The organism is Streptomyces virginiae (assembly GCF_041432505.1).
Taxonomy (GTDB): Bacteria; Actinomycetota; Actinomycetes; order Streptomycetales; family Streptomycetaceae; genus Streptomyces; species Streptomyces virginiae_A.
This window is the reverse complement of the sequence record NZ_CP107871.1, coordinates 6,822,814-6,834,561: the sequence shown is the minus strand read 5'-3', so window position 1 is coordinate 6,834,561 and position 11,748 is coordinate 6,822,814. Positions and strand designations below refer to the sequence as shown.

Genomic DNA, 11,748 nt, shown 5'->3' with positions numbered 1-11,748 from the left:
TTGTCTTCAGCACTCCCCGCGCCACTGGAAACGGTCGATCGTCCGGCCCCCGGCGGGGAGGTTCCCGCGTCCCTCGTCCCAGCCGCGGTGCAGGCAGGCGCTGCCGCCCTCCCGGAAGTACACCTGGACGTGGTCGTAACCCGGCTGCGCTGTGCCGTTGTTGAAGAAGGAGCGGCGCAGCCCGCAGGTGCTCCGGGGCTCGTCGACGGCGGACCGGCAGACGGTGCCGGTGCCGTCGGCCCCCGAGTAGAAGCAGACGTGGCCGGGCGGGCAGTCCTGCCAGGCCGGGGGCGGGGTGCCGGCGCAGTTGCGGCTGGTGACGCTCGGCCACTCCTTCGCGGTTCCCGTGTACTCGATCCCGTCGAAGTGGGCGGGGACGCGGTGGGTCTCGTCGGTGAAGTCGCCGGAGGCGAGGTAGCGCTGCTCGTAGTGCAGGTGGGACCACTGGGAGGCGCCCGTGGTCCCGATCCGGCCGATCCGTGTGGACGGCTGGACGGGGTCGCCCTTCTTGACGTAGGTCGCCGGGTCGTCCTTCAGGTGGTAGTAGGCCGTGAACCAGCCGTTGCCGTGGTTGATCTGGAGGGTGTTGCCCGAGCCGTTCGTCCAGTACGTGGCGGACACCGTGCCGGCGGCGGACGCCAGGACGGGCAGGGCGTCGGAGCCGGTGTTGCCCTCCACCACCATGTCGAGCGCGGGGTCGTGGCCCCAGGTGTTGAGCTGCCAGGTGGTCCCGCACGGGAACGGCAGCTGGAACGGCGGCTTCGCCGCCACGGAGGCGGCGGTGGGAGCGGAGGCGGAGGCCGCGGCCGGCGTAGGCGTACCTGCCCACACCAGTCCCGCCAAGCACATCAGCACCACCGGCCACAGCCTGCTGTTCGGATACCGCAGCACGTCTTCCCCTCCCGGCCCCTTGGACGGCGCCCGGACGGGCGGTCTCCCGCGTCATGCTGGGGTCGGGGGTCGGGCCGCGCCACCTCGTAGCTACGAGGGTGGGGCGCGGGCGACGGGCTGCCACCGCCGCCCGGCCGAAAAGAACGGGACGGCCTACGGCTCGATGAGCCCGACCCGGATCGCGTACCGGGTCAGCTCCAGCCGGTCGCGCATCCCCAGCTTCTGGAGCAGGTTGGCCCGGTGACGCTCCACCGTCTTGGCGCTGATGACCAGGAGGTCGCCGATCTCCTTCGAGGAGTGGCCCTCCGCGACGAGCTTGAGGATCTCCTCCTCGCGCTCGGTGATGGCCCGGGCGGGCAGCGGGTCGCCCTGGCGGGCCCGGTCGAGGTAGTTGCGGATGAGGGTGGTCTCGGCCCCGGGATAGATGAACGGCTCGTCCCGGATCGCCGCCCGGCACGCCTCGACCAGGTCGCGGTCGGCGACCGACTTGGGGACGTAGCCCGCGGCCCCGGCCTTGAGCGCCTCGAAGAAGTACTGCTCGTTGTCGTACATGGTCAGGATGAGGATGCGCAGCTCCGGCCGCAGCCGGGAGAGTTCCCGGGCGGCCTGCAGTCCGGTCATCCGGGGCATCGCCACGTCGAGGACGGCGAGGTCCACCTCCCCGGTACGGGCCAGGGCGACGGCCTCCGCTCCGTCCCCGGCCTCGGCGACCACCGTCAGGTCCGGCTCGGCGTCGAGGATGAGCCGGACCCCGCGCCGTACGAGGGCGTGGTCGTCGGCGAGCAGGACGCGGGTCGGCGGACGCTCGGAATCGGTCAAGGGTTGTCCTCCGTGCTCGCGGCGGCGGCCGTGGTGACGGCCGGTACGTCCAGCCGTACGTCGGTGCCGCCCCGCGGGCCGCTCCCGATGGCGAGGTCGGCGCCGATCAGCAGGGCCCGTTCCCGCATGCCCTGGATCCCCGCGCCCTCGCCGACGGCGCCGATGCCCCGGCCGTTGTCGCGGACCAGGAGCCGGACCGCCCCGTCGGGTCGCCCCGACAGGTGCACCTCGACCTCGCTCGCGCCCGCGTGCCGGGCGGCATTGGTCAGGGCCTCCTGGGCGACGCGGTAGACGACGAGTTCGGCCGCCTCGTCGAGCGGGGGCACCTGGGGGCCGATGACGTGCCGCACGGTCAGCGAGCCGCTGGTGAACTCGGCCGTCAGCGCGCGTACGGCACTGTGCAGCCCGAGCTCCTCCAGGACTCCCGGGCGCAGCCTGCGGGCGATGCGGCGGATCTCGTCCAGGCTGGTGCGGGTCGTCTCCTGCACCTGGCGGAGTTCCTCCCGCAAGGGGGCCGGGGCGCGGTCGGCGGCGTGCTTGAGCTGGAGCAGGACCGCGGTGAGGGTCTGGCCGACCTCGTCGTGCAGTTCCTGGGCGATGCGCCGTCGTTCGGCTTCCTGGGCGGAGAGGGCGCGGGCGCTGCTGCCGGCCCGTTCGGCCTCCAGGCGGCCCAGCATGGCGTTGAAGGAGGTGGTCAGCTCGGCCACTTCGGCGGGGCCCTCCACCTGTGCCCGGCCGCCGGGGCGCAGCAGGTCGACGGCGCTCATCGCGCGGGTCAGCCGGCCGAGCGGTGCCAGGCCGATCCGGAGCAGGGCGGCGTTGGCGACGAGCATGGCGGCCAGCCCGGCGAGCAGCACCACGGCCTCGCCGAAGAGGACCGGGGTGGAGACGGTGACCGGGCCGAGCAGCAGCAGGACGGCGGTGACGAGGACGGCCGCGTTGAGCAGGAAGATCCGCCAGTACAGCGACACGGGCGTCCTTCCTCTCGTTCCGGGGTCCGCCGCTCCGGCGGACCGCTCGCTTCCACTATCTCCGTCGATGCGTTCGCGCACCTGCGGTGACCTGCGGTGGGACCGGTGTCCCCGCCTCAGCCTGTCGTGCGGCGGGGGCCTTGTCCATCCGTGCCGACACCCATATCCGGCCCCCCGCGCGAGATGGCACGATGAGCCCGCGCGGCAGCCGGAACCCGTCTTCCGTGGGCCGCGCCGCACCACCGTCGAACACGAAGCAAGGGGGGACAGAGCTGTGCCTGCTCCACGGATGAGCACCACGCCACTGCCCGGCATCGGGGTCCAGTACGACCTCACCACCCGCGAGCACCGCCACCTGTCGGTGATCGCCCACCGCGACGGGACCCGTACGGTGAACATCTACCGCGCGGACGATCCCGACGCGTGCGCCCAGTCGCTGCACCTGACCGGGGCGGAGACCGCCTCGCTGATCGACGCGCTGATGCCCGCCCACCACAGCCCCAACGTGCTGCACACCACCGACCTCGGGCTGGTCGCCGAGCGCATCGAGCTGTCGGCGCACTCGCACTGGAACGGCCGGCTGCTGGGCGAGACCCGGATGCGGACGGAGACCGGCGTCTCGATCGTGGCGGTGCTGCGGCGGGCCGAGGCCCGGCCCTCCCCCGCGCCCGACTTCCGCCTCGCGGGCGGGGACACGCTCATCGTGATCGGCACCCGCGAGGGCGTCGACGCGGCCGCCTCCATACTCGGACGGGAGTGATCGCCTGTGCATTCCGCCGTCTTCCTGATCGAGTTCGGTGCCATCATCCTGGGCCTGGGTCTGCTGGGCAGGCTCGCCGGCCGCTTCCGTTTCTCCCCGATACCCCTGTACCTGCTGGCGGGTCTCGCCTTCGGCACGGGTGGACTGCTGCCCATGGGCGCGAGCGAGGAGTTCGTGGCCATCGGCGCCGAGATCGGCGTCATCCTGCTGCTGCTGATGCTGGGTCTGGAGTACACGGCCACCGACCTGGTCTCCAACCTCAAGACCCAGTACCCGGCCGGGCTGGTCGACTTCACCCTCAACGCCGTACCGGGCGCGATCGCCGCGCTGCTGATGGGCTGGGGGCCGGTGGCCGCCGTGGTCCTGGCGGGGGTCACCTGGATCTCCTCCTCGGGCGTCATCGCCAAGGTGATGGGTGACCTCGGGCGGCTCGGCAACCGCGAGACCCCGGTCGTCCTCAGCGTCCTGGTCCTGGAAGACCTGGCCATGGCCGTCTACCTGCCCATCGTCACCGCGCTGCTGGCCGGGGTCGGCCTCGCGGCCGGCAGCCTGACCCTGGCGATCGCCCTCGGGGTGGCGGGCGCGGTGCTGTTCGTCGCCGTCCGCTACGGCCGGGTCATCTCCCGCTTCGTCTCCAGCGACGACCCGGAGAAGCTGCTCCTCGTGGTCCTCGGCCTGACCCTGCTGGTGGCGGGCATCGCCCAGCAGTTGCAGGTCTCCGCAGCGGTCGGCGCGTTCCTGGTCGGCATCGCCCTGTCCGGTGAGGTGGCCGAGGGGACGCACACGCTGCTCAGCCCGCTCCGGGACCTGTTCGCCGCCGTGTTCTTCGTCTTCTTCGGCCTGCACACCGACCCGGCGAGCATTCCGCCCGTCCTGCTGCCGGCGCTCGCGCTGGCCCTGGTCACCGCGTGCACGAAGATCGCCACCGGGTACTGGGCCGCGAAACGCGCCGGGGTCGGGGTCAAGGGCCGTTGGCGGGCCGGGGGCACGCTCGTCGCGCGCGGCGAGTTCTCGATCGTCATCGCCGGTCTCGCCGTCACCGCCGGCATCGAACCGGCTCTCGGGCCGCTGGCCACCGCCTACGTGCTCATCCTCGTGGTGATCGGGCCGCTCACCGCCCGCTACACCGAGCCCTTGGCCGCGTGGTTCAGGCAGCGGCGTGCCGTACGCGCCCCGCTGCTCCCCGCCGTGCCCTCCCCCGCCAAGTCCCCGGAGAGCGCCCCGGAGCCGGCTCCCGACCAGGATCCGGCCGGGCGACCGTAGCGGCTACGTCCCGCCGATCAGGGCGGGGCCATCGGCTTCGCCCGACGGTGCGTACGGGGCTCCGCGCCCAGCCGGTTCACCGCCAGGGCGGCCACGACCAGGCCGGCCGCCAGGACGAGCCCGTTGGGCAGGGTGGCCCCGGCCACCGCGGCCCAGACCCCCAGGGCCACGGCCAGCCAGGCGCCGGCCCGGCGGTACGCGCGCCGGCGGGGCCGGGGCCCGGCCGGGGCTTTCGGACCGGTGGTCCTCGTGTCGTGGGATGCCGGCATGGCCCCGCTCCTTTCCGTGGGCCGGGCGAGGGCGTGGGAGCGGATGCGCTGCCGAAGGCACGAGCCGCTCCACGTCGACGCCGTCGAGACGCAGGGGGTGTTCATCGTCCGGGGCGGGTCCGCGCAGCGGCGGCGGGCGCGGGCACCGTGGCTTCGCGGGCCCTGCGGTCCGTGGGCCCGGCGGTCCGTGGGCTTCGTAAGTCCCCGGGCGCTGTGGGTCCGCGGGCGCCTTCCGGCTCCCGGCGCCGGCCGGAAGGGGACTTCGCGGACACCCACAGCATCGCCCGCCCGGCCGGCCCCGCACATCGGGGCCGGCACCCATCTTGCGCACCGGTCAGCAGATGCGCGGCAACTGCTCCCCGATCGGCAGGTCGACCACGCGGGTGCCGCCGAGGGCGGTGCGGGCCACGACCAGGCCCGGGTGCGCGTCGACGGCCTCGCCGATCACCGTCGCGTGCCGGCCCAGCGGATGGGCGCGCATGGCATCGAGGACGGCGTCGGCGTGCTCGCGGGGCACGAAGGCGACCAGCTTGCCCTCGTTGGCCACGTAGAGCGGGTCGAGTCCGAGGATCGCGCAGGCGTTCGCGACGGCCGCCGGGACCGGGACACGGCCTTCCTGGATCACGACGCCGGTGCCCGAGGCGGCCGCGATCTCGTTGAGGGAGGCCGCCAGCCCGCCCCGGGTCGGGTCGCGCAGGACGTGCAGGTCGGGGGTGACCGCGAGCATGCTCCGCACGAGGCCGCCCAGATCCGCGCAGTCGCTGCGGATGTCCACGCCGAATTCCAGACCCTCACGAACGCTCATGATCGCCACGCCGTGGAGGCCGATCTCGCCGCTGACGATGACGACGTCACCGGGGACGACGCGCTGCGGGCGCAGGTCCACCCCGTCGGGAATGATCCCGATGCCCGCCGTGTTGAGGTAGATGCCGTCCCCGCGCCCCGCCTCCACGACCTTGGTGTCGCCGGTGGCCACCTCCACGCCCGCGGCCCGCGCGGCCGCGCCCATGGCCTCGGCCACGCGCGCCACCACCGACATCTCGACGCCCTCCTCCAGGATGAACCCGCAGGACAGGTACGCCGCTCGGGCGCCGCTCATGGCGAGGTCGTTGACGGTGCCGTTGACCGCGAGGTCGCCGATGCAGCCGCCGGGGAAGAACAGCGGCCGCACCACGTACGAGTCGGTGGAGAAGGCCAGCCGGACCCCGCCCAGGGAGACGGCCGCGGAGTCCCCGAGCTGGGCGAGGACGTCGCCGCCGAAGGCGGGGGCGAACAGGTGCTGGACCAGCTCGGCGGAGAGCGCGCCGCCGCCGCCGTGGCCCATCACCACACGGGGGCGGTCGCGCAGCGGGGCCGGACAGGTCCAGCCGGTGATGTCGAGTGCGGTGTCAGACAACGGGGCTCGCCTCCAGCGGGGCGCTCGCTGCGGTCGGGGCGGCCACCGCGGGGTTCGCGGCCTTGGCGGAAGGCACCGTGCCCAGCTCCAGCCGCCGGTAGAGGTAGTACGCGGCGCAGGCCCCCTCGCTGGAGACCATGGTGGCGCCGAGCGGGCTGCGCGGGGTGCACAGCGTGCCGAAGGCCTCGCACTCGTGCGGTTTCAGCAGCCCTTGGAGCACCTCGCCGCTGCGGCACTCGGCCGGCTCCAGGGTGTTGATCCCGGTGACGGAGAAGCGATGTTCGGCGTCGAAGTCCCGGTAGCGCTCCGACAGTCGCCAGCCGCTGTCGGGGATGACGCCGATGCCCCGCCAGGCCCGGTCGGTGACCTCGAAGACGTCCTCCAGCATGGCGAGGGCGGCCGGGTTGCCCTCGGGACGTACGGCGCGCGCGTAGGCGTTGTCGACGGTGTGCTCACCGCGCTCCAGCTGCCGGACGGCCCGGCGTACGCCCTCCAGGATGTCCAGCGGTTCGAAGCCCGTCACCACGATCGGGACCCGGTGGCGCGCGGCCAGTTCGGGGTACTCGCGCACGCCCATCACGCTGCACACGTGCCCGGCGGCGAGGAAGCCCTGGACCCGACAGCTCGGCGACCGCATGATCGCCTCGATCGCCGGGGGCACCCGCACGTGGGAGACGAGCAGGCTGAAGTTGGGGATGCCCAGCTTCTTCGCCTGGTGGACCGTCATGGCGTTGGGCGGCGCCGTGGTCTCGAAGCCGATGCCGAAGAAGACCACCTGGCGCTTCGGGTTCTGCTGGGCGATCCGCAGGGCGTCGAGCGGGGAGTAGACGACGCGTACGTCGCCGCCCTCGCTGCGCACCTGGAACAGGTCGCGACCGGTCCCGGGCACCCGGAGCATGTCCCCGAAGGAACAGAAGATCACGTCGGGGCGGGAGGCGATCTCCAGCGCCTTGTCGATGACCTCCAGCGGGGTGACGCACACCGGACAACCCGGGCCGTGGATCAACTCGACCTGTTCCGGCAGAAGTTGATCGATGCCGTGTCGGATGATGGTGTGGGTCTGGCCGCCGCAGACCTCCATCAGGGCCCAGGGCCGGGTCACGGTGGCATGGATGTCGTCGAGCAGCCGGCGGGCGAGGTCGGGGTCCTGGAACTCCTCGATGTACTTCACGGTCGGCCTTCCTCCTGCGGTGCGGCGAGGGCGGGCGCCGGCTCGGACGCGGGCCCGGGTTCGAGGTCGGGGTCGTCGGTGAAGGGCCAGGGGTCGCCGCCGACCGCGGCGGCCTGCTCCCACGGGTCTCCGAACTCCTCCTGGAGCATGCCGAGCTGCGCGAAGAGTTCGAGGGTCTGCTTGGCCGACTCCTCGTCGAGGCGCTGGAGGGCGAAGCCCACGTGGACGATGGCGTACTCGCCCACCTGGAGGTCGGGCAGGTACTCCAGGCACACCTCCTTCTGCACACCGCCGAAGTCGACGGTGGCCATGCGGGTGCCGTCCTTCTCCCCGATGTCGAGCACTCTGCCGGGCACCGCCAGGCACATGGGTTTCTCCTTGCTGTGGGTGTGTCAGGGGCTGTATCAGGGGCCGTGTCAGGGCGTGTCTCAGGGCATGTGCTGTGCGGCGGCCACCATGAGCTGGCCGAGGGACAGCCCGCCGTCGTTCGGGGGGATCCGGCCGTGCCGCAGGACGGTGAAGCCGGCCGCGCGCAGTCGGCGGGCGCATTCCGTCGAGAGCAGGGTGTTGGCGAAGACCCCGCCGGTCAGGGCGACGGTGTCCAGGCCGTGCCGCTCGCGCGCGTGTGCGCAGAGCGTGGCGACGAGGGCGGCGACGGAGTTGTGGAACCGGGCGGCGATCAGTGCCGGGTCCGTGCCGGTGCGTACGTCGGCCACCACGGCGGCGAGCACGGGCGCCGGATCGGCGGTGACCGGCCCGCCGTCGGGGTCGGGCGCCTCGCGGAGGCCGAAGGCGTAGCCGGGTCCGGGGTCGGCTTCGGGCGCACCCAGGGCGGCGCCCTCCAGCTCGATCGCGGCCTGCGCCTCGTAGCCGGCCAGGTGGCAGATGCCGGCCAGGGAGGAGACGGCGTCGAAGAGGCGGCCCATGCTGGAGGTCGGGACGCAGTTCAGCCCGCGTTCCAACTGCCGCTCCAGCAGCTGGATCTCCCCCGGCGGGCAGGCGGCCACGCAGGGCAGGTCCGGGCTCCGGTCGATGCCCGCGGCCCGTAGGTGGGACAGTGCCATCCGGTACGGGCGGTGCACGGCCGCGTCGCCGCCAGGCAGCGGGACGTAGGCGAGGTGGGCGAACCGGGTGAACCCGGCGTAGTCGGCGAGGAGGACCTCGCCGCCCCAGACGGCTCCGTCGTCCCCGTAGCCGGTGCCGTCGAAGGCGACCCCGATGACCGGGCGGCCCCCGTCCAGACCGTGCTCCGCGAGGGTGGAGGCGATATGGGCGTGGTGGTGCTGGACGCGGACGAGCGGCCGGGCGCCCGCGGCGCGCTCCGCCCACCGGGTCGAGCGGTAGCCGGGGTGCCGGTCGGCGGCGAGGAGCACCGGAGCGACACCGGTGATGGACTCCAGCTGCCGCTCGGCGCCTTCGAGGGCGTACCGGGTGGCGAGGTCGTCCATGTCGCCGATGTGGGCGGACAGCCAGGCCTGGCGCCCTTCGCCGAGGCAGAAGGTGTTCTTCAGGTCCCCGCCCGCGGCGAGGCTCGCGGGGACGGGCACCGGCAGGGTCAGCGGCAGCGGGGCGTACCCGCGCGAGCGCCGTACGGTCAGCGGCTCGCCGTCGCACACCCGCACCACGGAGTCGTCGCACGGCACGTGGATGGGGCGGTCGTGGGTGAGCCAGCCGTCGGCGAGGTCGGCGAGCCGCTCCAGGGCCTCCTCGTCGTCGGTGACGATCGGCTCCCCGGAGAGGTTCCCGCTGGTCATGACCAGCAGCCGGGGACCGGGGGGATCCCCGGGCAGCCCGAGCAGCAGGTGGTGGACGGGGGTGTACGGGAGCATCACGCCGAGGTCGGGACAGCCGGGGGCGACGCCCTCCGGGCCGTGGGTACCGGCGCGGCGGCGGAGCAGCACGACGGGCCGTACGCCGCCGGTGAGCAGGGCCCGTTCCTCGGGGCCGATGTGCGCGAACCGCTCGACGTCGGCGAGGTCCCGGGCCATCAGGGCGAAGGGTTTGTCCCCGCGCGCCTTGCGCCGGCGCAGCTCGGCCACCGCGCCCGCGTCGGTGGCGTCGCAGGCCAGGTGGTAGCCGCCCAAGCCCTTGACGGCGAGGATCGCCCCGGCCACCAGGAGGCGCCGGGCCCCGGCCACCGGGTCGGCGACGGCGCGCTCGCGGGGCGGACGGCCGGTGAGCAGCCTGAGGCGGGGGCCGCAGGCCGGGCAGGCGACGGGCTGGGCGTGGAAACGGCGGTCGGTCGGGTCCCCGTACTCGCGGGCGCAGTCGGGGCACATGGGGAAGGGGGCCATGGTGGTGTGGGCGCGGTCGTACGGCAGCCCGGTGACGATGGTGAAGCGCGGCCCGCAGTGGGTGCAGGTGATGAAGGGGTGCCGATGGCGCCGGTCGGCCGGGTCGGCCAGTTCGGTGAGGCAGTCGGCGCAGGTGGCGACGTCCGGGGAGACGAGTGTGCGGGCGGGGCCGCCGGTCCGGGAGGCGATGATGGTGAATCCGGTGCCGCCCGCGACGGGCACCTCCCAGTGGTCGACGGCGTCGACGACGGCCAGTGGGGGCGCGTCCGCGGCGAGCCGTTCGCAGAACCGCACCACCGCCGCCGGGGCGCCCTCGACCTCCGCGACGACGCCCTCGGGGGTGTTGGTCACGTGCCCGGCCAGGCCCAGCCCGGTCGCGCGGGTGTAGACGTAGGGCCGGAAGCCGACGCCCTGGACCACACCCCGGACGGTGATCCGGCGCCGCTGCACCGCCTCCATCAGCGGGTCTGCGCGACCGTGTGGACGTGCGGGTGCTCGTGCTCGTGATCGTGGCCGCCCTCGTCGTGACCGTGGTCGTGGTCACGCTCATGGTCATGGTCATGCTCGTGGCCGTGGCCGTGGCCGTGCTGCTGACGGGCCATCACCGGTGTGTGCGTCCCCGCGCCCGATCCGGCCGCCAGGGCCCGGTCGAGCAGGACACCCAGGCCGTCGCCCGCGCGCGCCGAGGTGAGCACCACCTCCACACCGGGATTGACCTGCTCGACGTTGGCGCGGAAGGCGGCCTCGTCGAACTCGACGGCCCGCGCGATGTCGGTCTTGGTGACCACCACCAGCTGGGCCAGCCCGAAGGCGGTCGGGTACTTCAGCGGCTTGTCCTCGCCCTCGGTCACCGAGGCGAGCACCACCCGCAACGATTCCCCCAGGTCGTATCCGGCCGGACAGACCAGGTTGCCCACGTTCTCCACGAAGAGCAGCCGGGTGTCCTCGGGCAGCCAGCCGTCCAGGTGCCGGCCGAGCATCGCGGCCTCCAGGTGGCACAGCCCGTCGGTGAGGACCTGCTTGACCGGTACGCCCGAACGGGCCAGTCGTACCGCGTCGTTCTCGGTGGCCAGGTCGGCCGTCAGCGCGGCCACGGCCACGCCCCGCTCCCGCGCGAGAAGCAGTTCGCGCTCCAGCAGCGCCGTCTTGCCGCTGCCGGGGCTGGAGAGCAGATTGACCACCGTCGTTCCACGGGCGGTGAGTTCGGTGCGCAGGACCTGGGCGGCGACGTCGTTCTTGGCGAGTACCGCCTGCCGTAGATCGACCACTCGGCACATGGTTCAGGCCTCCTCGGGAATCGGTTCGCGGGTACGGGCACCGGCGGGGCCGTCTTCCCAGCGCACGCTGAGGATCTCCAGCTCACGGCCCGACAGCAGTTCCACCTCGGTGGCCCTGCCACATCCGGGACAGCACAGCTCGGGGGGCATGCCCACCGCCCAGGTGTCGGGGCAGGAGCCGCAACGGGCGCGGGCCTGCACGGACTCCGTGACGAGTTCGGCGCCTTCGAGGACCGTTCCGGCGCAGGCCAGTTCGAAACAGAAGGCCAGCGCGTCGGGGACCACGCCCGCCAGCTCACCCACCCGCAGCCGTACGGAGGTGACGGCCTGTGCGCGGCCCGCCCGGGCCGCCTCTTCCACCTGGCCCACGACGGCCATGGCGATCGACATCTCGTGCATCGGACTCCGTCCTGCCGGGGCTCATTGAACCGGCGGGACGGGGTCCGTGCGGTCGGGCACGCCGGTGCGCGGCACGCCCCGTACGCCATTCGGGCGCCCGCGCCGGCGGCCGCGCCCGTGGTGGTGTCACATTCGGCGCATGCGCAGGTAGCGGCGGATGTCGGGGAGGACCTGCAGCAGGACGGCGGTGAGGGCGGCGATCGCGGCCCCGCCGATGAAGGCCTTCTTCATGGATTTC

13 protein-coding genes are annotated in these 11,748 nt (G+C 73.5%); 2 read left to right on the top strand and 11 right to left on the bottom strand.

From position 1 onward, the window contains the following. Positions 1-6 precede the first annotated feature (6 nt). From OG624_RS31650 to OG624_RS31640, 3 genes are all read right to left on the bottom strand, one after another. Positions 7-891, bottom strand: a complete 885-nt coding sequence (locus OG624_RS31650) for a peptidoglycan DD-metalloendopeptidase family protein (protein ID WP_371640094.1) — start codon at positions 889-891, stop codon at positions 7-9. Positions 892-1,044: 153 nt separating this feature from the next. Next, positions 1,045-1,710 carry a response regulator gene (locus OG624_RS31645; protein WP_033218078.1) on the bottom strand — a complete coding sequence of 222 codons (666 nt, stop codon included), beginning with the start codon at positions 1,708-1,710 and terminating at the stop codon, positions 1,045-1,047. After that, positions 1,707-2,681 carry a HAMP domain-containing sensor histidine kinase gene (locus tag OG624_RS31640; protein WP_266444120.1) on the bottom strand — a complete coding sequence of 325 codons (975 nt, stop codon included), beginning with the start codon at positions 2,679-2,681 and terminating at the stop codon, positions 1,707-1,709. Before OG624_RS31640 ends, OG624_RS31645 begins: the two co-directional genes overlap by 4 nt. Before the next feature lie 289 nt (positions 2,682-2,970). Between OG624_RS31640 and OG624_RS31635 the strand changes: the two genes are divergently transcribed. Together OG624_RS31635 and OG624_RS31630 are read left to right on the top strand one after the other, a co-directional pair. Next, on the top strand, positions 2,971-3,441 hold the full coding sequence (locus OG624_RS31635; RefSeq protein ID WP_030388404.1) for a TrkA C-terminal domain-containing protein: 471 nt from the start codon (positions 2,971-2,973) through the stop codon (positions 3,439-3,441). A gap of 6 nt (positions 3,442-3,447) precedes the next feature. Continuing rightward, a complete protein-coding gene (locus OG624_RS31630) occupies positions 3,448-4,704 on the top strand; it encodes a cation:proton antiporter (RefSeq protein WP_266353804.1) in 1,257 nt (418 codons plus the stop codon). A 17-nt stretch (positions 4,705-4,721) separates the two neighbouring features. Here OG624_RS31630 and OG624_RS31625 read toward each other — a convergent pair whose 3' ends face one another. The 8 genes from OG624_RS31625 to OG624_RS31590 form a co-directional block, all read right to left on the bottom strand. Continuing rightward, positions 4,722-4,973 (bottom strand): DUF3325 family protein, encoded by a 252-nt coding sequence (locus tag OG624_RS31625; RefSeq protein ID WP_161292112.1) that lies wholly within the window; start codon positions 4,971-4,973, stop codon positions 4,722-4,724. A gap of 334 nt (positions 4,974-5,307) precedes the next feature. Next, positions 5,308-6,369 carry a hydrogenase expression/formation protein HypE gene (hypE, locus tag OG624_RS31620; RefSeq protein WP_161292110.1) on the bottom strand — a complete coding sequence of 354 codons (1,062 nt, stop codon included), beginning with the start codon at positions 6,367-6,369 and terminating at the stop codon, positions 5,308-5,310. Then, positions 6,362-7,540: a hydrogenase formation protein HypD gene (gene hypD / locus OG624_RS31615; RefSeq protein WP_033218067.1), complete on the bottom strand. Its 1,179-nt coding sequence runs from the start codon at positions 7,538-7,540 to the stop codon at positions 6,362-6,364. Before hypD ends, hypE begins: the two co-directional genes overlap by 8 nt. Continuing rightward, complete coding sequence (locus tag OG624_RS31610; protein ID WP_051763062.1) at positions 7,537-7,908, bottom strand: HypC/HybG/HupF family hydrogenase formation chaperone; 372 nt, start codon at positions 7,906-7,908, stop codon at positions 7,537-7,539. Before OG624_RS31610 ends, hypD begins: the two co-directional genes overlap by 4 nt. Before the next feature lie 60 nt (positions 7,909-7,968). Next, positions 7,969-10,293, bottom strand: coding sequence for a carbamoyltransferase HypF (gene hypF, locus OG624_RS31605; RefSeq protein WP_033218065.1), 2,325 nt, complete (start codon positions 10,291-10,293; stop codon positions 7,969-7,971). Then, positions 10,293-11,111, bottom strand: coding sequence for a hydrogenase nickel incorporation protein HypB (gene hypB / locus OG624_RS31600; protein WP_371640093.1), 819 nt, complete (start codon positions 11,109-11,111; stop codon positions 10,293-10,295). The genes hypF and hypB overlap by 1 nt, the downstream gene beginning before the upstream one ends. Before the next feature lie 3 nt (positions 11,112-11,114). After that, positions 11,115-11,510 (bottom strand): hydrogenase maturation nickel metallochaperone HypA/HybF, encoded by a 396-nt coding sequence (locus tag OG624_RS31595; protein WP_033218061.1) that lies wholly within the window; start codon positions 11,508-11,510, stop codon positions 11,115-11,117. 126 nt (positions 11,511-11,636) lie between these two features. Then, the gene (locus tag OG624_RS31590; RefSeq protein ID WP_371588720.1) at positions 11,637-11,741 is read right to left on the bottom strand and encodes a DUF6893 family small protein; all 105 of its coding nucleotides are present in this window, start codon (positions 11,739-11,741) and stop codon (positions 11,637-11,639) included. Positions 11,742-11,748 lie beyond the last annotated feature (7 nt).